The 21,675-nt window shown below is 57.9% G+C and carries 17 protein-coding genes and 3 pseudogenes; 10 read left to right on the top strand and 10 right to left on the bottom strand.

All coding sequences use genetic code 11. The features are described from left to right. Window positions 1-242: 242 nt before the first annotated feature. From arfB to ACIGEK_RS11525, 3 genes are all read right to left on the bottom strand, one after another. Window positions 243-656, bottom strand: a complete 414-nt coding sequence (arfB, locus tag ACIGEK_RS11515) for an alternative ribosome rescue aminoacyl-tRNA hydrolase ArfB (protein WP_397493451.1) — start codon at window positions 654-656, stop codon at window positions 243-245. A 292-nt stretch (window positions 657-948) separates the two neighbouring features. Continuing rightward, window positions 949-1,794, bottom strand: a complete 846-nt coding sequence (locus ACIGEK_RS11520) for a PilZ domain-containing protein (RefSeq protein ID WP_397493452.1) — start codon at window positions 1,792-1,794, stop codon at window positions 949-951. Window positions 1,795-2,061: 267 nt separating this feature from the next. Then, entirely contained in the window at window positions 2,062-2,958 is an 897-nt protein-coding gene (locus tag ACIGEK_RS11525; protein ID WP_397493453.1) for a LysR family transcriptional regulator, read from the bottom strand. A 144-nt stretch (window positions 2,959-3,102) separates the two neighbouring features. Between ACIGEK_RS11525 and ACIGEK_RS11530 the strand changes: the two genes are divergently transcribed. Continuing rightward, a complete protein-coding gene (locus tag ACIGEK_RS11530; protein WP_397493454.1) occupies window positions 3,103-3,666 on the top strand; it encodes a hypothetical protein in 564 nt (187 codons plus the stop codon). Then, window positions 3,663-5,096 carry an MFS transporter gene (locus ACIGEK_RS11535; RefSeq protein ID WP_397493455.1) on the top strand — a complete coding sequence of 478 codons (1,434 nt, stop codon included), beginning with the start codon at window positions 3,663-3,665 and terminating at the stop codon, window positions 5,094-5,096. Before ACIGEK_RS11530 ends, ACIGEK_RS11535 begins: the two co-directional genes overlap by 4 nt. A 435-nt stretch (window positions 5,097-5,531) precedes the next feature. Here the strand turns inward: ACIGEK_RS11535 and ACIGEK_RS11540 are convergent, their stop codons facing one another. The 4 genes from ACIGEK_RS11540 to ACIGEK_RS11555 are packed head-to-tail and all read right to left on the bottom strand — an operon-like array spanning window position 5,532 to window position 8,812. Then, window positions 5,532-6,260: an LrgB family protein gene (locus tag ACIGEK_RS11540; RefSeq protein WP_397493456.1), complete on the bottom strand. Its 729-nt coding sequence runs from the start codon at window positions 6,258-6,260 to the stop codon at window positions 5,532-5,534. Beyond that, window positions 6,253-6,621 carry a CidA/LrgA family protein gene (locus ACIGEK_RS11545; RefSeq protein WP_397493457.1) on the bottom strand — a complete coding sequence of 123 codons (369 nt, stop codon included), beginning with the start codon at window positions 6,619-6,621 and terminating at the stop codon, window positions 6,253-6,255. Before ACIGEK_RS11545 ends, ACIGEK_RS11540 begins: the two co-directional genes overlap by 8 nt. Continuing rightward, window positions 6,618-7,145, bottom strand: coding sequence for a DUF934 domain-containing protein (locus ACIGEK_RS11550; protein WP_397493458.1), 528 nt, complete (start codon window positions 7,143-7,145; stop codon window positions 6,618-6,620). The genes ACIGEK_RS11545 and ACIGEK_RS11550 overlap by 4 nt, the downstream gene beginning before the upstream one ends. Then, a complete protein-coding gene (locus tag ACIGEK_RS11555; protein WP_397493459.1) occupies window positions 7,142-8,812 on the bottom strand; it encodes a nitrite/sulfite reductase in 1,671 nt (556 codons plus the stop codon). Before ACIGEK_RS11555 ends, ACIGEK_RS11550 begins: the two co-directional genes overlap by 4 nt. A 221-nt stretch (window positions 8,813-9,033) precedes the next feature. Between ACIGEK_RS11555 and ACIGEK_RS11560 the strand changes: the two genes are divergently transcribed. The 8 genes and pseudogenes from ACIGEK_RS11560 (at window position 9,034) to ACIGEK_RS11595 (ending at window position 17,719) form a co-directional block, all read left to right on the top strand. Further along, window positions 9,034-9,690 carry a DsbA family oxidoreductase gene (locus ACIGEK_RS11560; protein ID WP_397493460.1) on the top strand — a complete coding sequence of 219 codons (657 nt, stop codon included), beginning with the start codon at window positions 9,034-9,036 and terminating at the stop codon, window positions 9,688-9,690. A gap of 207 nt (window positions 9,691-9,897) precedes the next feature. Next, on the top strand, window positions 9,898-11,313 hold the full coding sequence (gene ccoG / locus ACIGEK_RS11565; protein WP_397493461.1) for a cytochrome c oxidase accessory protein CcoG: 1,416 nt from the start codon (window positions 9,898-9,900) through the stop codon (window positions 11,311-11,313). A 64-nt stretch (window positions 11,314-11,377) separates the two neighbouring features. Then, window positions 11,378-12,787 (top strand): GntR family transcriptional regulator MpaR, encoded by a 1,410-nt coding sequence (gene mapR / locus ACIGEK_RS11570; RefSeq protein ID WP_397494001.1) that lies wholly within the window; start codon window positions 11,378-11,380, stop codon window positions 12,785-12,787. Between the two features lie 363 nt (window positions 12,788-13,150). Next, window positions 13,151-13,666, top strand: a pseudogene (locus ACIGEK_RS11575) (MCP four helix bundle domain-containing protein); the annotation flags it as partial. A 417-nt stretch (window positions 13,667-14,083) separates the two neighbouring features. Then, on the top strand, window positions 14,084-14,788 hold the full coding sequence (locus ACIGEK_RS11580) for a methyl-accepting chemotaxis protein (RefSeq protein ID WP_397494002.1): 705 nt from the start codon (window positions 14,084-14,086) through the stop codon (window positions 14,786-14,788). 168 nt (window positions 14,789-14,956) lie between these two features. Further along, on the top strand, window positions 14,957-16,021 hold the full coding sequence (locus ACIGEK_RS11585) for a metal-dependent hydrolase (RefSeq protein WP_397493462.1): 1,065 nt from the start codon (window positions 14,957-14,959) through the stop codon (window positions 16,019-16,021). Window positions 16,022-16,111: 90 nt separating this feature from the next. Further along, window positions 16,112-16,864: pseudogene (locus ACIGEK_RS11590) on the top strand (HAMP domain-containing protein); the annotation flags it as partial. 141 nt (window positions 16,865-17,005) lie between these two features. Further along, on the top strand, window positions 17,006-17,719 hold the full coding sequence (locus ACIGEK_RS11595) for a methyl-accepting chemotaxis protein (RefSeq protein WP_397494004.1): 714 nt from the start codon (window positions 17,006-17,008) through the stop codon (window positions 17,717-17,719). A gap of 66 nt (window positions 17,720-17,785) precedes the next feature. Here ACIGEK_RS11595 and ACIGEK_RS11600 read toward each other — a convergent pair whose 3' ends face one another. The 3 genes and pseudogenes from ACIGEK_RS11600 to ACIGEK_RS11610 form a co-directional block, all read right to left on the bottom strand. Further along, window positions 17,786-18,667, bottom strand: coding sequence for a methyl-accepting chemotaxis protein (locus tag ACIGEK_RS11600; protein ID WP_397494005.1), 882 nt, complete (start codon window positions 18,665-18,667; stop codon window positions 17,786-17,788). Further along, window positions 18,644-19,741 (bottom strand): annotated as a pseudogene (locus tag ACIGEK_RS11605) (HAMP domain-containing protein); the annotation flags it as partial. The pseudogene ACIGEK_RS11605 and the gene ACIGEK_RS11600, both read right to left, overlap by 24 nt. Window positions 19,742-20,112: 371 nt before the next feature. Beyond that, a complete protein-coding gene (locus ACIGEK_RS11610) occupies window positions 20,113-21,573 on the bottom strand; it encodes a sodium-dependent transporter (RefSeq protein WP_397493463.1) in 1,461 nt (486 codons plus the stop codon). Between the last annotated feature and the right edge of the window lie 102 nt (window positions 21,574-21,675).

The raw sequence follows: 21,675 nt of genomic DNA on the forward strand, positions 1-21,675 counted from the left end.
TATACGGTAGTCGAACGGCAAAATGGCAAATCGACAGGCGAGGGAAAAATATTTAGCGCTAGGGTTCGAATAACACAAAGCAGATTGGCAATACCCGATGGCAAGTACCGCTATTCAGCTGTGACCAAAACGGGCCGTAAACGGCAACCACTGCCCACCACTCCTGCGGCAAGCAGCAACATCAAAGCCCCGCCAAACCAGGTTGCGCCACACTCTTCGCCGGCCACTGACTCACTAGAAGTCTAGAAGTCGACCTTGCCGCGCCCTGCCTTGATCGTACCGCGGATGCTCTTGCCTTCCAGGCGGCGTTTTTTCGAGCCCAGGGTTGGCTTGGTCGGGCGCCGGGCTTTCTCGGTTTTAGCGGCGCCGCGAATCAGCTCGGCCAAACGCTCCAGCGCGTCGCTACGGTTCTGCTCCTGGGTACGGTACTGCTGAGCTTTGATAACCACCACGCCCTCAGCGGTGATGCGGCTGTCGCGCAATGCCAGCAGCCGCTCCTTGTAGAACGGCGGCAAGCTGGAAGCCTGGATGTCGAAGCGCAGATGAATCGCGCTGGAGACTTTGTTGACGTTTTGCCCGCCCGCGCCCTGAGCACGGATGGCGGTCAGTTCGACTTCATCGTCAGGCAGATGAACGCTGTTGGAAATAACCAGCATGGATGGGCTTCAGTGCGGCAAAGGGGGTATCAGGATAACGCTAACGTAGGGCAGTTGCCTGCTCGCATTACCAGTCGCCCTGAGGACTTTAAGCAGAGCTAGCCGTTGCGCTGCAGAATCTCAGATCAACTGACGAACTCAATTTCTCAGGCGCAGAAAAGTAAATTCTATGGGCAGCTTCTGAGAGGTAGTTTTCAGCCAGTTGTGAATGACTGAAAACGGCCATTTCAGTCATCCGCTGCAATCAGAACGTGGAATTCTCGTTCTGGGCGATCCACAGGCCGATGATTGCTTACTGTGAGTGATCCTGGTTTTCAATCTGCATGCGCAGGGTGTTTTTAGTAGAGATCAAGCGCACACCCAAGCCATTGCTGCTAACGCGCACCGCCACGCCACGAACAGCCGTCGATTCTGCAGGTAGGTCTTTGACCTGCACGGTAAGCAATTCACCTTCAGTGAACGTTTTATCGGCATCTTTTAACTCAACAAATACGCCCGTGTCGGAGATGTCTTTAGTCACGCCCGTCAACATGCCGCGCTGGCCTTCGACTGTAACTATCAGCTCAACGTTAGAACGCAATGCCTTGCGGTCGGCTTTGGTTTGAGTGACCTGTTTACGTCGGGCATCTAACTGGACACGCTCATCAATTAGCTGGTTTTGCAGTTGTTCCTCGACCCAGGCGGATCGCGTGCTGTTGTTGCTGGCTTTGGCTAGGCGTAATGCTCTATCGTTTTGCGCTATTGCTGTGAGCAACTTTGAACTGGTGTCAGGTGAGGTGGCTATAGCGCCTGGGCTGTTCAGCAGAATTTCATTTTGCAGCTGCTCAATGCGCTCACTAATTGTCGATAGTTGTTGTGCTGCTGCCGACATACTTGCAGACGAAAAAGGAATACCGAGCTTAAAACGTAACTTGTCAGCAATGGTTAGATTGGCTTTGGTTTCCTGCTCCAGCAGTTGCTGGCTCACAAGTTCACTGCGCAGTTGCTCACAGTGCTCGACGGCGTCTTTGAGCGCAGAGAAGAAAACCTCATTAACGCGTTCGAGTTCCTGCTCAATCCAGCGTTGATTAAGTTCGACCCTGATCTGTTCAAGTCGCAAAGCTTTTGTTGTGTTGGCTGCGGAGCGTTCAGTGGTCATAGATTCAACGCCATACATTCAGTCCATGTTTTCCGAGTATACCCTTTGGGTTGTAAGCGCAACCGGTTGACGCAACACATGAACTAAAAATTTCAGTAGATGTTCTTAGCTGGAGTTGTACCAGGCTTCTTAGCCACTCGATGGTGGATGCCTCCGGTCGGGCCCGGATGACAAGACCGGTAGTCATCGGCCCTAACTGCTAGTGGGAAGCTGCAGAAAACGCCAAAAACGGTCATAGCCCGCCGATATATACACAGAAGCAAATCGCTATTGAGTCTTTCCACAAACACCAAGAACCAGACTTCGAAGCCACCGATGAGCCGGATCAGCACTGAACCGTGGATGCCAAAGCAATGAAACACTGAACTCCGCAGTACGGAAAGGAAGCGGGAAACTATGCATGCCCTCGCGCAAACTCGCGGTATGGCGCTCGGGAACACTGGCGATCAGGTCTGATCCCCGGGCCAGCCCCAGAGCGATTGAAAAGCCACCGACGATGGTGACTATCTTCCGCACTAATCCAAGTGGCTGCAGCGATTCATCTATGGGGCCTTTGTCTACCCCTTCCCGCGACACGGAGATATGCATGCCTGCTGCATACTGTTCCGGCGTAATTGCGCCGCGGCTCAGTGGATGTCCGGCGCGTACAACGCCAACGTAATTATCCCTGAACAAAGACTGGCCTCTCAGCTCGGGGGCAGAAGTCAGATCTATAACACCGGTTTCAAGATCGACGACTCCATCGCGCAGAGGCTTACTGTCTTTGTCCGGCTTCTGCATAAAGAACAGCCGTACACCAGGAGCCTGCTCCGCAACACGTGCGATAAGAGCCGGGCCAAAGTTCTCCGCAAAGCCCTCACTGGTTCTGATCGCGAAAGTCCGGTCGAGTTCTTTCAGCTCAAGAAGCTCGGCTGGGCGCAAAACTTCCTGCGCATCCCGCACAAGTTGACTGACGCGATCACGAAGCTCGATCGCCCTGGGAGTAGGCACAAGCCCGCGCCCGGCCCTTACTAAAAGCGGATCTCCCGTGCTTTCTCTGAGCCGTGCAAGTGCTCGGCTCATCGCCGAGGGACTGAGCCGCAGGCGTTTGGCTGCACGCACAACACTCCCCTCGGCGAGCACTGCGTCGAGGGTGATGAGCAGATTAAGGTCTGGATTCGACATAGTCCGATGTTAGCCCAACTCGCTTAATACATGGCGTTAGACGCAACAATAAAGTGCAAACAGTGCGTCTTCCGCCATGTCTGTACGCTGCATACAGTTCTCTCCATCGGCACATTCGTACCGAAGTGGATGAGGAGATGATGTATGAACGCGTTGAGCACATTTGTTGAGCGTGTCCAATCGATTTGGGGCCCGCTCAGTTCTGAAGTGGTCGCAGGCTGCCAGCTGCAATTGGATGAACTCCTGAAGACGCCTTTGACTGAACAGTGGCAGGCTGACCTAAGCCAGGATGCACTGCCTCAACAGGAGATGTACCGAGATCAGGTAAACGGATTTGTACTACTGGCACACACCGAGCCTGAAGGCCTCTACCGACCACCTCATGATCACGGTCGCGGCTGGGTCATTTACGCGGTGCAGCACGGTGAAATAGAGATGTGCACCTATGCCAAGGTCCTGGCTGCGGATGGGCAGGTGAAACTGGTAAAGCGCGGCTGTACAACGGTTAGCGCTGGTCAAACGCAGGTCTACCTGCCGGGTGATATTCACGATACACACTGCATTTCCGGGCCGGCTTTGCTCTTTCGCTTCACCGAGCGAGATTTGAAGAAGGAAGACAAAGAGGCCCGCAAGCTGACTCGCTATATCGAGCAGGATGGTGATTGGGTCCCAGTCAGCCAATGCGCTCCCGAGTGGTTTAAGTCATGAAGATTGGTTCAGCTCCCAAAGCCGGCCACCTCAGCAAACAACCGCAACAGGCAGCCGCATCAGAGCATGCTGTGGACGCGCTGTCAGTGCGCGCACAATCGAGGCACCGGGCTGCCATCAGCTCCGTGCTGGCGGCCATGGTGCTGGTGGTGCTCAATACGGCAATAGCCAACATGGCCTTGCCAACGATCGCCCAATCACTGCACGTGCCTCCCGCGCTGTCCATCTGGATCATTACTGCCAACCAGGCGGCGCTCCTAATGGCTCTTCTGTCCTGCGCAGCGCTAGGTGAAAGCCTTGGCTACCGCCGGGTATTCCGCTGGGGCGTGGCACTCTTTCTAGTCGCCACTCTGATGTGCGCACTGGCTCCTACGTTGTCTTGGCTTATTACCGCGCGGTTGCTGCAGGGGTTTGGAGGCGCAGAAGTCATGGCGCTCGCCATAGCACTGCTTCGTCAAGTGGTGTCGAGCCAGCAACTGGGAGCCGCTATCGGTTGGAATGCACTTGCGGTTGCCCTGTCATCAGCAACGGGCCCCGCAATAGGGGCAGCGATTCTCAGCGTGGCAGACTGGCCATGGCTGTTTGCTGTGCTGCTCCCTTTCGGGCTCTGGGTGATGCTAGCGTCCCGCTCGCTACCAACTGTGGGCGGCACCGCACGCAAAGCTGATCTGTTGAGCATTGCATTAAATGCCGGAACCTTTGCAGCACTGGTCATAGCCGCTGGAATCATCACTGAACACGCAGCACTTTCGGCAGCGTTACTGGCCATCTCTGCCATCCAACTGACGCTATTGGTTAAGCGGGAAAGGCAGAAGGAGGCGCCACTGATTCCGCTTGATCTGCTCGGATCAAACACATTCCGTATTTCAGTTATTGCCTCGGTGCTCTGCTTTGCTGGGCAGACCGCAGGCTTGGTGGCGCTGCCCTTCTACCTGCAGCACAACCTTGGACAAGACGTGCTGATGACAGGTCTCTATATGATCCCCTGGCCTTTAACCGTCGCGCTAATAGCGCCACTAGCGGGTCGTCTTTCAAACCGATGGCCGACTGCCTTGTTTTGTTCGCTAGGAGGCATTTGTCTTTCGGCAGGATTAGCTGGAACTGCGCTTTGGCCTCTGCAAGAAAACCTCACGATACTTGTGCCTCTGACCATGCTCTGCGGTCTAGGCTTTGGCCTCTTTAACGTGGCCAATAACCGCAACATGTTCCTCGCGGCGCCTATAAGCCGAAGTGGTGCGGCTGGTGGGATACAGGGTACCGCTCGTTTACTTGGACAAACTGCTGGCGCAGTCATCATGACGCTGCTCTTTAACCTGTTCCCCGCCGACTTTGCGCCCCAGCTTGCCCTTGGCGCGGGAGCTTTATTGAATTTGGTCGCTGCCCTGCTAAGTACCTTGCAAGGCCGGCAGGCGCACAACTACAAATCCTGACGTCGAATCGCCCCTGACGTCATGACAAATTTGACCCGCAACTTTTGGCCGATTCTGTTGAAAAAGTCGGTTTTTGAGAGCGCTGCTTTTCGGCAGCTAAAAAACGCTCGATATCGACGTTGCTACCTGAAAACCAAGACAGCTACGTCTTCTGAGTGAACCAGATTTCAACGTCGCTAACGCTCTTTCATGAGCAAAAATCGCGACGGGACTTTTTCAACAGAATCGGCCGATTCATGCCTATCGCGACCTACCGCTTTGGCTCGGAAACAACCACCAGCCCATCGCAACCACCCCGCTAGCCATCAAAAATCTCCACTAGACGGAAAACATAGCCTCAAGCTGATTACCGCCTGTGCTTCGCTTTATAACGTCTAAGTAAACAATCGGTTCAATTGGGCTGCACACAGCTCCGCCAAGCCTTATGTCTGTATGTCACAAGCCGGCTAGCGCCCAGCCGGCCAGCAATGGCAAGAGTACGGCGCTGATTACACCCAGCAGACTCATGCCTAGAGCGGCAAAGGCACCACACTCGGAGCCCTCCTCCAGCGCCCGTGCGGTGCCAATTGCGTGAGCATTGATGCCGTAGCTCAACCCACGCGCCGCCGGGTGAGTCACCTTGAACACGCCCAGCAACCAAGGCCCCAATGCCGTACCAATAACCCCGGTCAACATCACAAAGACTGCTGCCAATGAGGCAAGGCCGCCGAGTTGTTCCGCTGCCAGCATGGCAATCGGCATGGTTACCGACTTGCCCGACAGGCTCGCCAATACTGGCAGTTGTGCCCCCATTGCATGGGCAATCAGCAGCGTCAGCGTAACCGTCAACGAGCCGCCGACCAGTACCGTCAGCAGCACCGGCCAGGCCAGCAGGCGAATGCGTTTGATGTTGTTGTACAAGGGAACGGCCAGGGCGATGGTCACCGGGCCGAGGAGAAAGGCAATGGGCGCGGCACCCTGACGATAGGTGGGGTAATCCATGTCGCAGACCAACAACGCGCCCACCACCAGCAACATGCTAACCATCACAGGCTGCAACACCAACCAACCGCTGCGCCGGTATAGCCACAGGGCAAACTGGAACGCCAGCAGCGTCAGTCCAACGGGGAACAGCGGGTGATCAACCACCAATCGTCCCACAGCCAACCATGACCACTCACTCATGGCGCCCCTCCTCCCGCTGCTCAACACGAATGGCCAGGCGCTGCATCATCCAGCCGCACAATGGCACCGTGACCAGTAACGACAAACACAGTGCAGTGAGAATTGCCGGCAGGTCAGCAAGCAGTGCATCGCTGGCCAGCATGATTCCCGCAGCGGGCACGACAAACAGCAACGGCAAGTACTGCAACAGAACGCTGCTTGCCTGGCTCAGTGGCTCACTGACCTGCCCGCTCAGCAGCAGATAGGCAAACAACAGCAGTAGGCCAATCACGCTACCCGGCAGCACGGGTAGCAACAGCTCACTGACGAGACTGCCGAATATTTGCAGGAGGACCAGCCAGGTAAGGCCTTTGAGCATCATCCTTGGCGGTCTTCAGCTCGCCGACGAAACAAAGGGCGCGGCTCTATCGCTGAGCGACCGTACAACACACTCATACCCGCCAAGCCTTTAAGCGCATCTTCGACAGACTTATCCGCGCGCACGGCGAACGCATCGAAACCGCATTGGCGCATATGGCTGAGCTGGTCTCGTAGCACATCGCCTACCGCGCGTAATTCACCCTGCCAGCCCAGTCGCGTACGCAACAAATAAGCCTGACTGTAGCCACGCCCATCTCGAAAGCTGGGGAAGTCGATGGCGATCAACGGCACAATCGGCAGATAAGCCTGCAGGCTCTCCACCTCATCATCTGGCGCGAGGCAAACGCCCTCTCGACTGAAACGCTCACCCCGCAAAACGCTCTCGTCCTGCCGCTCAAGCCAAGCGTTCAGCGGCAAGATCAGCGGCGCGGACGAACGAGGCACAAGGTTGTCAGCCAATAAGCACCAAGGGTCGTTCTCGACGATGCTCGGCACGCCATCAATCAGCCTGATCAGATTGTTCATGCGCTCACCTGCTGCTTGCGATAGACCTGTTCCTTGAACGGCTCCAGGCCGATTCGCAGCACGGTATCGACAAAGCGCTCCTCGGCTTCGCGATAGTCGGTGAAGGTGCGTACCAGCCCATCGATCACTTCGGGAATCTGCTCGGCACTGAACGCCGGGCCAATAACCTTACCCAGCGCACTGCTCTTGCCTTGCGAGCCACCGATGGTCACCTGGTACCACTCACTGCCGTTCTTATCGACGCCGAGAATGCCGATGTTGCCTATGTGATGATGGCCACAGGCATTCATGCAGCCGGAGATATTCAGGCTGATATCGCCCAGGTCATGCAGGTAATCGAGATCGTCAAAGCGCTGTTGGATCGCCTGAGCGATTGGGATCGACTTGGCGTTGGCCAGCGCACAGAAGTCGCCACCCGGGCAAGCAATCACATCCGTGAGCAAGCCGATATTTGGCGTTGCTAGGCCAGCCTCTCCCGCCGCTTGCCACAAGGCATACAAATCCGCCTTACGGATGTCGGGCAGCACAACGTTCTGCTCATGGGCAATGCGCAACTCAGAAAAGCCAAAGCGCTCAGCCAAATCGGCAAGCACATCCATCTGCTGCGCAGTCACATCACCAGGCGGCGCGATGATGCCCGGTTTGGTCGACAGCACTACGGCGGTATAACCCGGCACCTTGTGCGCCAGGGTATTGCGCGACACCCAACGGGCAAACTCAGCGTTCTGCGCCATGGCAGTGCCGAAGCCCAGATCAACCTCAGGCAATTGCTCATAGGCCGGCGCGACGAAAGCATCGGCCACCCGCTGATACTCTTTCTGGGTCAATTCGGCCGGGCCATCTTTGATGTGCTGCCACTCAGCCTCAACCTCGCGTGCGAACGCCTCGATCCCCAGCGCCTTGACCAGCATCTTGATGCGCGCCTTGTACTTGTTGTCACGCCGACCATGGCGGTTATACACACGCAGCACCGCCTCGACGTAAGACAGCAAATGCCGCCACGGCAGCGCCTCGCGAATCTGCTGACTGAGGATTGGCGTACGCCCCAGACCCCCGCCGACCATCACCCGCAACAACAGCTCACCCGCCTCATCGCGATACAGGTACAGGCCGATGTCATGCATCATCACCGCAGCGCGGTCTTGCTCGGCGGCGCACAAGGCGATCTTGAATTTACGCGGCAGGTAGAGGAATTCTGGGTTGATAGTCGACCACTGTCGCAAGATTTCCGCCAACGGACGCGGGTCCAGCAGCTCATCGGCAGCGACCCCGGCGAAGGCTTCAGTGGTGATATTGCGCACACAGTTGCCGGAGGTCTGGATCGCATGCATCTCCACCTCGGCCAGGTGTTCGAGAATATCCGGCACCTGCTCAAGCTCGATCCAGTTGAACTGGATGTTCTGCCGGGTAGTGAAGTGCCCATAACCCCGGTCGTAATGCTGCGCGATATTTGCCAATGCACGCATCTGCCGTGCCGCCAACGTCCCGTAGGGGATCGCCACCCGCAGCATGTAGGCATGCTTCTGCAGGTACAGACCATTCTGCAGGCGCAGTGGTAGAAACTCTTCCTCGCTCAGCTCGCCACTGATACGGCGCTCAACCTGATCGCGAAACTGCGCCACACGTTCATGCACCAGCGCGTGGTCGTATTCATCGTATTGGTACATCGGCGGCCTCGGCTATTGTCGATGGCCGCACTATGCCCGTGGCTCTGATACCGAAACAGCGGCAGATTCAGCGGAAAAATACGGAGCAGATGACTCAGTTAATGTCTCAGGATGGCGCAGTATGGAAATTCACACCGGCTATGTTCCGCCAGATACGGTCGCTGAAAAGCGATCCACCGGGCTATTCTACGAGGCATTAAGTTCACGCTGAGGAAGCGGCCATGACCACTCTCAACTCAAAAAAACTGCACATCGACATCGTTTCTGATGTGGTTTGCCCGTGGTGCATCGTCGGTTACCGGCAGCTGGAAAAGGCCCTGCAAGCCAGCGGCACCGACTATGAGCTGCATTGGCAGCCGTTTGAGCTAAACCCCGACATGCCGCCCGAAGGACAAAACCTGCGCGAACACCTCGCCGAGAAATATGGAGCGACCAAGGAGCAGTCGCAAGAGAATCGTCTGCGGATAACGCAGGCCGGCGCAGAGCTGGGCTTCGAGTTCAGCTTTGCCGATGACATGCGCATGCACAACACCTTCAACGTTCATCAGCTTCTGCATTGGGCCGATCAACAGGGCCGCATGCACGACTTGAAGCAGGCGTTTTTCGTCGCGCACTTCACCCATCGCCGCAATCTCTCGGATAACAACGTACTGGCCGATGTGGCCGCAGAAATCGGGCTAAATCGTGACGACGCGCTGGCCGTTGTTGCAGATCAACGCTTCGCCAACGAAGTGCGTGCGACTGAACAGTCGTGGATAAGCCAAGGTATCAGTGGGGTCCCTGCCGTGATCTTCAACCGCCGCCATCTTGTGACCGGCGCGCAAGGGGTCGAGAACTACACACGCATTTTGGAACAGTTGGCAGCGGCGGGAGACTGAATAGTCACGCACTTGAGTGATGCTGACGCACTCCAGCACCGTGATGATCAGCGAACCTTCTGCGGTGAGATAGCTGTCGGCAACGCCATCTTGTGTCTTTGCCTATTTATCATCTGATCCGCTTTTTATTGGAAAACCTGAGTCTGTTATCCAAACAGCTGCGCTCGCATCATTCGCCTCGCCTGATAAAGCCCGACGAGGCCCGTAATGAGCGAACGTATTCCCGCGCAGATCATCGAGACCATCGACCCGCGCCATCCAATCCGCCTGACACCATCCCAAGCTGGCGGACCGATCCACACCCGTAGTTTCAGCGGTTATTTCCGCAATCTGCGCCTGTACGGTGCAGGTCTGTTGTTTCTGATCTTCTTCGGCACCGCCTGGCTCGACTGGGGCGGCCGCCAAGCCGTGCTGTGGAATTTAGCTGAGCACCGCTACTACATCTTCGGCGCGACCTTCTGGCCGCAGGATTTCACCCTGCTCTCAGCGCTGCTGATCATTGCCGCCTTTGGCCTGTTCACCATCACCGTGGTGGCCGGGCGGGTGTGGTGTGGCTATACCTGCCCGCAGAGTGTGTGGACCTGGGTATTTATGTGGGCGGAGAAAGTCACCGAGGGCGAGCGCAATCAGCGCATCAAGCTGGATGCCGCGCCCTGGTCACTTAACAAGCTGGTTCGGCGCAGTGCCAAGCACACAATCTGGTTGAGCGTCAGCCTGCTCACTGCACTGACCTTTATTGGCTACTTCACGCCGATCCGCGAACTCACCAGTGACCTGCTGCACCTACAACTGGACGGCGGTACGCTGGTGTGGGTGCTGTTCTTTATGGCAGCCACCTACCTCAACGCCGGCTGGCTGCGCGAAAAAGTCTGCGTGCATATGTGCCCGTACTCGCGCTTCCAGAGTGCGATGTTTGACGATGACACCCTACTGGTGGCCTACGACGCCAAGCGCGGCGAAGGTCGTGGCCCACGCAAGAAGGACAGCGACCACAAGGCCGAAGGTCTGGGTGACTGCATTGACTGTCTGATGTGTGTGCAGGTGTGCCCGACCGGTATCGATATCCGTGATGGCCTACAGATTGACTGCATCAGCTGCGGCGCCTGTATCGATGCCTGCGATTCGATCATGGACAAAATGGGCTACGCCAGAGGCTTGGTCGGCTATCACTCCGAGCGGCAACTGCAAGGCGGCAAAACCCACTGGTTGCGTCCGCGATTGATCGGTTACGGCATCGCCCTGGTGCTGATGATTGGCGCCTTCGTTTGGGCACTGAGTGACCGCTCGATGCTGTCCATCGACTCGGCCAAAGACCGCAGCATGTTCCGCGAAAACCAGCTGGGGCAGATCGAGAACACCTACCTGCTCAAGGTGATCAACAAGACCCAACAGCCGCAACGCTATGGCCTGGCGCTGGTCGACAGCCCCGGTCTGCGCCTGGACGCACCGCAGCAGTTGCAGCTGAACCCTGGGGAAATCCTCGACGTGCCGGTGACCGTCGTGCTGGAAAGCGAACAAGCTGAGTCCAGCACCCTGCCCGTGCGCTTCGCGATCCATAACCTGACCGATGCCAGCGAACAGGCACAGACGCAGAGCATCTTTCTCTCACCACGCGGGCGCTGACAGTCGCATGGCACGGCAACTCCCCGTAGAGTGCGGTCATCTGCAGGCCGCACCTATGGACACGATGAAACGCTACGAGAAATTCGCCGACCAGATTGCCGAACTGATCCGCAGCGGCATGCTCGCTCCGGGTGAAAAAGTACCCTCGGTGCGCCATGCCAGCCGCACTTATGGGGTCAGCCCGTCCACGGTTTTCCAAGGCTATTACCTGCTGGAAGACCGCGGCCTGATCCAGGCCCGCGCGCGCTCCGGCTATTTCGTGCGCGAGCTGGCGCGACATTCCTTGGCCGAGCCGGAAACCAGCCAGCAACCGACGCAGACTACCGAGGTGGATGTCAGTGAGCTGGTGTTCTCGGTGCTTGCCTCACTGAAAGATCCCGGCACCGTGCCATTCGGCTCGGCCTTCCCCAGCCCGCAACTGTTTCCCCTGCCGCGTCTGGCGCGCTCCATGGCGCAAAGCGTGCGCGATATGCAGCCGCAAGCGGTGATCGCCGACATGACTGAGGGCAACCCCAATCTGCGCCGACAGATAGCTCTGCGTTATATGGTCAGCGGCGTGATGTTGTCACCGGAAGAACTGGTGATCACCAGCGGCGCCATGGAAGCGCTCAATCTGTGCCTACAGACGGTGACTCAACCCGGAGATCTGGTGGCCATCGAGGCGCCAGCGTTCTACGCCACGCTGCAAGTACTGGAACGCTTAAAGCTCAAGGCGGTGGAAATCCCGGTCAATCCGCGTGAAGGGATCGACTTGGATGTGCTCAGCGAGCGCTTGACCGGCCTGCCGATCAAGGCTTGCTGGTTTATGAGCAGCCTGCAGAACCCGCTGGGCGCGAGCATGAGTGACGCGAAGAAAGAGGCGTTATATCAGCTACTGCAACGCCATCAAGTGCCGTTGATTGAAGATGACGTGTATGCCGAACTGTACTTCGGCAGTCAGCCACCTAAGCCGGTCAAGAGCTTCGACCGCGACGGCCTGGTGATGCACTGCGGCTCGTTTTCCAAGTGCCTGGCGCCTGGTTATCGAGTCGGCTGGGTGGCGGGCGGGCGCTATGCCGAGCAAATCAGCCGACTCAAACTGATGACCACCATCTCGCCCTCAGTACCGGCCCAGGCCGCTCTGGCCGACTACCTGCAACACGGCGGCTATGACCGCCACCTGCGCAAGCTGCGCCATGCTTTGGAAGCACAGCAGGCTTCGATGCTGGCCTCAGCCGCACGGCACTTCCCAGCCAGCACCAAGGTCACCCGACCCAGCGGCGGCTACTTTCTGTGGTTCGAATTCCCCGAACAGGTCGATGCATTACGCCTGTTCCAACTGGCGCTGGCCCAGGGTATCAGCCTGGCACCGGGGCCGATCTTCTCGGCCACCCGGCGCTTCGGCAACTGCGCCCGACTGAACTACGGCCATTCTTGGGATGAGCAAAGTGAACAGGCAATGGCGGTGCTGGGGCGGATTCTCACCTCCTTCTGACCCGCCGCCGCTGCATGGCCAGACCAGTAAGCGCTCCGCACTCACCCACCAAATTCCATCTCGCACGCCGACTTGTACAACTTGAGTACAAGCATGCCGTGCGCAGCGACCTGCATAATCACAACCTTTAAGTGGCAGCATGAAAGCTCAAAAAGGCCTTTGCTTAGGGCATTACAGCCATTTCACGGACTGTCCTGCAAGGTCGAGACCGGTCATCGCACGGATTATGCAAACGACAATGATAAATTGTACAAATCACAATATATGTATAAGTTATGCATAAGAGAGTACTCACCACCTGCTGAGCCTCCCCTTTAATGCAGTAAGCAGTCGCCGCCCTGAGGGGCAAGAGGAGTCGATTTCATGCAATCACAGTTGAGCATTGCGCAACGCCTGAGCCTTGGATTTGGCTTGATTCTGTCGCTGATGGTCCTGATTACCCTGATTGGAGTGCTGCGCGTTGGTTTTATCGACGAGACCCTTACCGCAGTCAGTGAGGGTGCCTCACTCAAGCAACGCTATGCCATTAACTTCCGTGGCAGCGTGCATGACCGTGCTATCGCCATTCGCGATGCGGTGCTGGTGGACAACGATGTGGCGCTGAACCGTCAACTGAGCGAGATTCAACGGCTTAAAGACTTCTATCAGGAGTCCGCCCGATCCATGGACAGCCTGCTCCGTGAACAAGCGCCAACGGCTACCGAACAACGCCTATTGGGTGATATTCAGACTATTGAGCGCAGTACCCTGGCCTTGACCGAGCAATTAATCAGCCTGCGCAGTCAAGGCGATACGGACGCGGCTAAAAGCCTACTGATGGAGCAAGCCTCGCCGGCTTATGGCGAATGGCTAAAGCGCATCAACGCCTATATCGACCATCAGGAACAACAGATCGGCAATGATATTGGCGCGGTACGCGAGGCCGCCGGCGGCTTCCGCCTGCTAATTCTGCTGGTCACAGCCGCAGCTGTACTCCTGAGCATTGGCGTGTCGCTGATCATCATTAACAAGCTGAAATCCACCCTGGGAGCCGAGCCTTACGAGGTTGCCGAGGTTATCCAGCGTCTGGCCAATGGCGAACTGAACCAACGCATCCAAACCCGCTACCCGGAGAGCGTCATGAGCGCCCTGCAAGACATGGTCAAGCACCTGGCCGATACCATTACCCAAGTACGCGGAGCAGCCAGTGAACTGACCCTCGCCTCAGGTCAGTTGCTGACGACATCCGCCAGCAACAATCAGCAGATCCGACTGCAGTCCAGCGAAGCTGAGCAGATGGCCACCGCCATCAACCAGATGGCAGCAACCGTCAATGAAGTGGCCAACTATGCCGCCAGTGCAGCCTCCGCCACCCGCACCGCAGACAACGAAGTGGCCACCGGCAATCAAGTCGTCAGCGCTACCGCCAGCGCCATTCAGAACCTGGCGCGAACCCTGGAAAGTGCCGCCGAAAGCGTGCAGCAAGTGTCCACCGACAGCGAAAGCATTGAGAAAATCATTGAGGTGATTACCTCCATCGCCGAGCAGACCAACCTGCTCGCCCTTAACGCCGCCATCGAGGCTGCACGGGCCGGCGAACATGGCCGTGGCTTTGCGGTGGTTGCCGATGAGGTACGCTCCCTGGCCACCCGCACCCAGGACTCAACTCGGGAGATTCGCGGCATGATCGGCAAACTGCAGGACGGTGCCGGCAAAGCCGCCGAGGTAATGCGCAACAGTCGCCAACTGGCCCAGCAGACCGTTGAGCAAACTGGTCAGGCTGAAACGGCGCTGAACAAGATTCGTAGCGAAGTCACCGCCATCAACGAAATGAACGCACAGATCGCCAGCGCCTCGGAAGAACAGAGCGCGGTGGCCGAAGAGGTCAACCAGAACATCAACCGTATCCACAGCGCCACCCTGGAAACCTCAGCTGGCTCCGAACAAGTGGCAGTTTCCAGCCGTGAACTGGCTACCCTGGCCAATCGCCTGACTGACAAGGTCAGCTTCTTCAAGCTCTAGCTGTCTTTTGCCAGGCATGCCCAGGCCACTCTCACTGGTCTGGGTATGCCTGGGCGAGCTAGCAACGCAAACAGCCGCAGCCCATTGAAACCTTTGCTTGAACATTAGCCGCTGCCAAAACCTGGGCGTTCGACTAATTTAGCCGCCTGTTTAACTCAGAGATCAGTCATGGACTCGATAACCCAGGCGGTACTTGGTGCCAGTATTCAGGGCGCACTGCTCGGCCGCTGGCAGGGGCGCAAGGCACTGCTGTATGGAGCCATGCTCGGCACCCTGCCGGATCTGGATGTGGTCATTGATTATGGCGACGCCGTGGCCGATATGACCTACCACCGTGGTTTTAGCCATTCGCTGTTTGTGCTGACTGGCGTCGCGCTGCTGTTAACCTGGTTGACCCGACGCTTCCGGCATAACCCTGGCTACTCAGCGCAACGCTTGTTTCTGGCGGTCTGGTTGGCGCTGATTACCCACCCGCTGCTGGATGCGTTTACTAGCTATGGCACACAGCTGCTGTGGCCGCTGACGCCGATTCCCACCGCCTGGTCGAGCATCTTTATCATCGATCCGTTGTACACCGTGCCGCTATGTATCGCCGTGGCACTGGGATTGCTGTATGGCCTGCGGGACAAGGCAGCCAAGGCTCCGGCACTGGCACTACTGGTGTCCTCGCTGTACCTGGCCTCGACCCTTGGCGGCAAATACATGGCAGAGCAGCGTGTGGAAGCTGAGCTGGCACGCCAGGGCATCGAAGCGCAGCAATTGTTCAGCACACCGACGCCTTTCAATAGCCTGTTGTGGCGAGTGATTGTGCTGGATGGCGAGGACTACCACGAAGCACTGGTCAGCTGGTTCGACGAAACTGCGCCGCAACTGGAACGCATCCCCCGTGGCACGCACCTGGCGGCAGCACTAGCCGACTCGCCGGCGTATGCACGCCTGGCCTGGTTTACCAACGGCGTACTGCGTTACGACCAGCTGGGCGAGGAGTTGGTCGTCACCGATATCCGCTTGGGCATGACCGGTTTCCACCCCTTCCGTTTCGACTTCGCGACCCTGGAAAACGGCCAATGGCGCGTGTATGACGACATCCAGCGCCTGCCAACCGAGCGTGGTGACCTCTCGCGACTGAAGTTACTGTGGGCACGTACCTGGCAACCTGAAGTACAAGTACCGCTGCTGGCCTGGGCCGATGAGCTGCGTAAAACGCCGCTAGCCAGCAGCCGCGTGCCATAACAGCGTCTACCGGCCCGCAGGGGCCGGTACTACAGATACGCCACGCATAGGCTAGGCTGAATTCCAACCTTTACCCGTTGGAGCCTGACCATGAACATCCGGCAGAAAATGATCGCCTGCGGTGCGATCAGCGTACTGGCAGCAACCCTGTTGGGCAGCATCGGTTTCTGGGGACAAACCCGCCTGGCCAGCGCTCTTAATGAAAACCAGCTGAGTGTCAGCGCCCTGCGCAACCACCTGGAAGGCGACATGATGCACGACGCCCTGCGCGCCGATGTACTCGCTGCCTTCTATATCGACCCGGCCGACAGCGCTGCCGTCGAGCAGGTCCGCACTGATTTGCGCGAGCACAGCGAATGGTTTACCCGCACCCTTAATGACAACGCCAAACTGCCGCTCAGCGCGGATATTCGTCAGGCGATCAGTGAGTCTCAACCGGCTCTGGCAGCCTACATCCAGCAAGCCGAGGGCATCGTCAAACTAGCTCTTAGTGACCCGCAAGCGGCGCGCCAGCAAATGGCGGCTTTCGATACCAGCTTTGGCGAGCTGGAGGAAAAAAACGAAGCGCTCAGCGGCCTGATCGAAACCCACTCAGCAGAAACCCGCAGCGACAGCGAGGCAGCCGTCAGACAAGCAGCCTGGTTGTTGATCGGTGGGATTATTGCCGTCTGCGTCCTGCTCTGCCTGCTCACCAACCAATTGATGCGGGCAGTACTGCGCCCATTGGAAAAAGTCATTGCGGCTGCCCGCGCCATTGCCCAGGGCAATCTGCGCGGCGTGATTAATGTCGACAGCAGTGACGAGGCTGGCCAGCTGCAACAGGCCCTGGCCGACATGCAAGATAACCTGCGACAAATGATCGGCAGCATCCGCCATGAAGGCGAGCAGCTGCAGCAAACTGCGCAAAGCCTCGCCGGGGCATCAGAACGAATTGTGCGCAGTACCAGCGATGAATCTGACAGCGCCGCCAGCATGGCAGCAGCCATGGAACAGATGATCCGCAACATTGACCAGATTGCCGGTCACGCACGCAACGCCCAGGACATCTCCTCACAATCAGAACAACTCGCCGGCAGCGGTGGCCAGGTCATCATGAGCGTGGTTGATGGCATGAGCCGGATCGCCGAGGCGGTCAACGAGTCCAGCGCGACTATCACCGCGCTGGGAGAGTCGTCAGAGGAGATCCATTCGATCATTCAGGTGATCAATAGCATTGCAGAGCAAACCAACCTGCTCGCCTTGAATGCCGCCATCGAGGCTGCACGCGCGGGTGAAGCTGGACGCGGCTTTGCTGTGGTCGCCGATGAGGTCCGAAACCTGGCGGCGCGCACAGCGCAATCAACCCAGGAAATCACCGGGATGATCGAGCGCATCCGCAGCAGCACCGCACAGGCAGTAAACAGCATGCAAACAGGGGTCACACGGGTGAGCGATGGCGTGGCGCTGGCCCGCCAAGCTGGCGAGTCTATTGGTGAGATCCGCGGCGGCGCACACCGCGCGGCCGAGGTAGTCGAGGAAATATCTCAGACCATCAGTGAACAGAGCCGCGCCAGTAGCGAGGTGGCGCAGCAGGTCGAACACATCGCGCAGATGTCACAGCAAAACAGCCTCACCGTCAATGAAATGGCCAATGCCGCGCAAAGCCTAGATCGCGTGGCGCGCAGCATGCAGAGCGCCGTACTGCAGTTTCAGACCTGAACACGACGCTTAGCAGGCTGTTGAAAACCTAGGTGGTTTTTCAACAGCCTGCGAATCAACTACGCATCAACTGCGGAATTGCGCCACCAGCCCCTGCAACTCGACTCCGAGACGTGCCAACTCAGCACTGGATGACGCAGTCTGCTGACTGGCACTGGCACTTTGCTCGCCGATATCACGTACCCGCGTCACGCTTTCGCTGATGGTTTCCGCTACAGCGCTCTGCTCTTCAGCGGCGGCGGCAATCTGCTGATTCATCTGCTCAATAGTGCTCACCGCCTGCGTGATACGCCCCAGTGCAGCGCCTGCTTCGCCAGCGAGGCTTACGGTACGTTGAGTCAGGCTGCGACTACTGTCCATTTTCTCCACTGCGCCCTTGGCCAAGCGCTGCAGGCTGGCGATCAGGCCTTCGATTTCCTCGGTAGAGTCCTGTGCGCGCTTAGCCAGGGCACGTACCTCGTCAGCCACCACGGCAAAACCGCGGCCCTGCTCACCGGCCCGCGCGGCTTCGATTGCAGCATTCAGCGCCAATAAGTTGGTCTGTTCGGCAACATTGCGAATCACCTCCAGCACACCACCAATCCGCGCGCTTTCCTGATTCAGCGCGGCAATGGCTTCGGCGGACTCATCCACTTCAGTGGCCAGGTGGCCGATCTGGCTGACTGCCTGTTGCACCACCTGATTACCCTGCTGCGCCTCCTGATCGGCGGCGCGGGCGGCCAGAGATGCCTGTTCGGCGTTCTGCGCCACTTCCTGCACAGTTGCAGCCATTTCATGCATGGCAGTGGCGGTCTGCTCGGTTTCCATTTTCTGGTTTTGTACGCCGGCACTGGTTTGCGCGGTGATTGCCGACAGCTGTTCAGCAGCGGCGGCAATCTGGCTGACGCCACCACCTATCCGCCCAACCAAGGTACGCAGGCTCACACTCATCACCTGCATGGCGGCCATCAACTGGCCGGGCTCATCGCGGCGATCCTGGGGTAAATCGTGGGTCAGGTCGCCGGCGGCAATGCGCTGGGCAAACACTACGGTCTGCTGCAAGGGCGCAACAATCAGGCGGGAGATAATCAGCGCAGCCAGCATGCCCAGAATAACCGCGGCAATGCCCATGGCCCCAAGCATCAACAGAGCCTGGTGGCTGTCATCGGCCATTGCCTGCTCTTGCTGGGCCTTGGCTTCATCCACCAAGGCCAACACTGCCTGGGCACGCTCTACCATCGCGGCCTCACTCTGTTGACTCTGCCCGCGCACCTGCTGGTAATTGGTGAACGCTTGCTGATAGAGCGTCAGGGCTTGCAACGCGGTTTCGATGGCACCTTTCTGGCTGTCGTCGAGCCAGACCATCAGGCTGCGCGCGACGGTTTGCAGGTCATCGTTGATATAGGTCCATTCCTCCAGCGCTTCGGCCGAACCATCAATGATGAACTGGCTTTCATGACCGCGCAGATCGAGCATGCGCTTACTCAGGCCCGAGGCGGTTTCTGCCAAGGTCAGCGGATCACTGCCGCGCAGCTTGTCACCTGCCAAGCGCAACTCACGCACGGCGTCGTACATGTCCAGTTCAATCACATCAAACTGATCACGCGCCTCACCGGCCGCTTCGCGCATTTGCGTACGCGCCGCGCGGGCTTTGCCTTGCTGCTCGACAAAGCTGTCGAACTGACGGCGATAGTCGTTGATGGCCTGCTGCATGCTTTTCAGGCGTGCCTGATCGGCACTGGATGCGACCGTCAACTGTTGAGCAAGCGCTACATCGACACGGTCCAACTGCTCACGTACTTGAACAGCCGTTTCATTGTTCTGGCGCAACGCAAAATCGCGCTCGGCACGACCCGCCTGTAACACCTTCGAGTCGATGTCCGACAGGCCACTGGTACTGTTATGCCCCTCCAGCACGGCTTGTACCGCGAGAAAGCCACTGCCGGTAACCGCAACCGTGAGCAACAGCACCAGGCCGAAGCCACACATAAGCTTTTTACCGACAGACAGGTCGGCGAACAGGCGAGCGGCAGAAGAGGACATAACAACGACTCCATTTTTATTATCGAGCGCAGCAAGGCGGCGGATAGCGGCCAGGCAAGCACATGAACTACTGATGGCAGTTTAGTCCCGCTTTATTGCAACCCTTGCGCCAGAGCATGGCTCGGCAGCAGATGAATACGCCAAGGCCTGAGCTAGAGGCATTGGCGGTTGTTCTGCGCGACAAACCAATCAAATTGCACAGCGCTAACCCCCCAACCTATCGGCAGGTTTCCGCTGATTCTTTATCGAGGATGGCGAGTTATCGCCAGAAAATACGTACTGAGGTTATAACCAACTATTTCCGCCGCCAGCAAAAAGGGCGCACGGTTTTCACCGTACGCCCTCTTCCACTGCGGCTTAGCTTGGCTGAATTAACGCCCGGCGAGCGCCAGCACGACACGTGGCCGAAGCAGTTCGCCCAGCACAGCCAATAGGCCGACTGCACCAGCAATCCAGTACCACTGCGCCACCGGGTCAAACATCAACCAGCCCAGCGCATGCAGGAACACCACCATGATCAGCACCGGGCACACATAGCGCACCATAAACAACCAGAGCGCATAAGCCAGCGGTGGCAGATTTAGCTCATCGCGCATGATGTCGCTGCGCAGTGAATAGCCGGCCAGCAGCACGATAAAGATCCCGCCCAGCGGCATCATCCAACGCGAAGTCAGGTAATCCAGCCAATCGAAGAAGTTTTTACCCATGGGCGTCCAGCCTGACATCAGGTTGAACGAGAGCATCGCCAGCAAGCTGATCACCAACAGCACCGCACCAGAAGCCGCCGCCGCCTTGAAGCGGCTCACGCCGTACTTCTCATTCAGGTAGGCCACAGTGGCTTCGATCATGGAGATGGCCGAGGTCAGTGCGGCAATCGAGACCATGGCGAAGAACAGCACACCAAAGGCTGTACCAAACGGCATCTGCTGGAAGGCCAGCGGCAGACTCATAAAGATCAGGCCTGGGCCCGCGCTTGGGCTCATGCCGTTGGCAAAGATAATCGGGAAGATCGCCAGACCGGCCAGTAGCGCCACACAGGTGTCACAGATGGCCACGACAAAGGTGGTGCGCGCCACCGACTGGCCATCCGGCAAGTAGGAGCCGTAGGTGAGGATCGCGCCGGAGGCCAAGCTCAGGGTGAAGAAGGCATGACCCAGCGCAGCCAGCAGTGCTTCGCCGGTTATTTTCGAGGCATCGAAGGTGAACAGGAAATCAAAGCCGGCACTGAAGCCACCGCTGGTAAAGGCATAACCGACCAGAATCAGCAGCATGACGGCGAGGCCCGGCATCATCCAGCGCACGGCATTTTCGATGCCCTTTTGCACGCCTTTAGCGACAATCCACAGGGTCAGCAGTGCCACCAGCACGCTCCAGCCGCCGAGCTGCCAGGGGTTGGCATTGTGCGCTTCAAATACCCCGCCGAGGGCTTCCACGCTAGTGGCTGCCAGGGAGCCATCGAGCATTTTCACCGTATAGGCAAACGCCCAACCCGCCACCACCACGTAGAAACACAGAATCATAAAACCGGCGAGCATGGCCATGCCGCCTACAGCCTTCCATAGCTGGCTGCCGCCACTCTCTTTGACCACCCGGCTGATAGCATCAATCGGGCTACCGCGGCCGCGTCGGCCAATGGCGATCTCGGTCATCATCACCGGAATACCGATGGCCAGGATGCAGGCCAGGTACATCAATACAAACGCACCACCTCCGTATTCGCCGGTGATGTAGGGAAACTTCCAGATATTGCCCAGCCCCACAGCGGAGCCAGTTGCAGCAAGGATAAAACCCCAGCGCGAGAGCCAGAGATTCTTGGGTTTTTCACGGGTCATGCGTCACCTGTTTGTTTTTATCTGTGACGAAATAGAACCCGCAGCGCTTGTGGCGCAGCGGAGTGGCAAGGCATCCAGAGGGTTTAAGGCAGCCGATCTGGC

The organism is Pseudomonas sp. NPDC079086 (assembly GCF_044542155.1).
Classification (GTDB): Bacteria; Pseudomonadota; Gammaproteobacteria; order Pseudomonadales; family Pseudomonadaceae; genus Aquipseudomonas.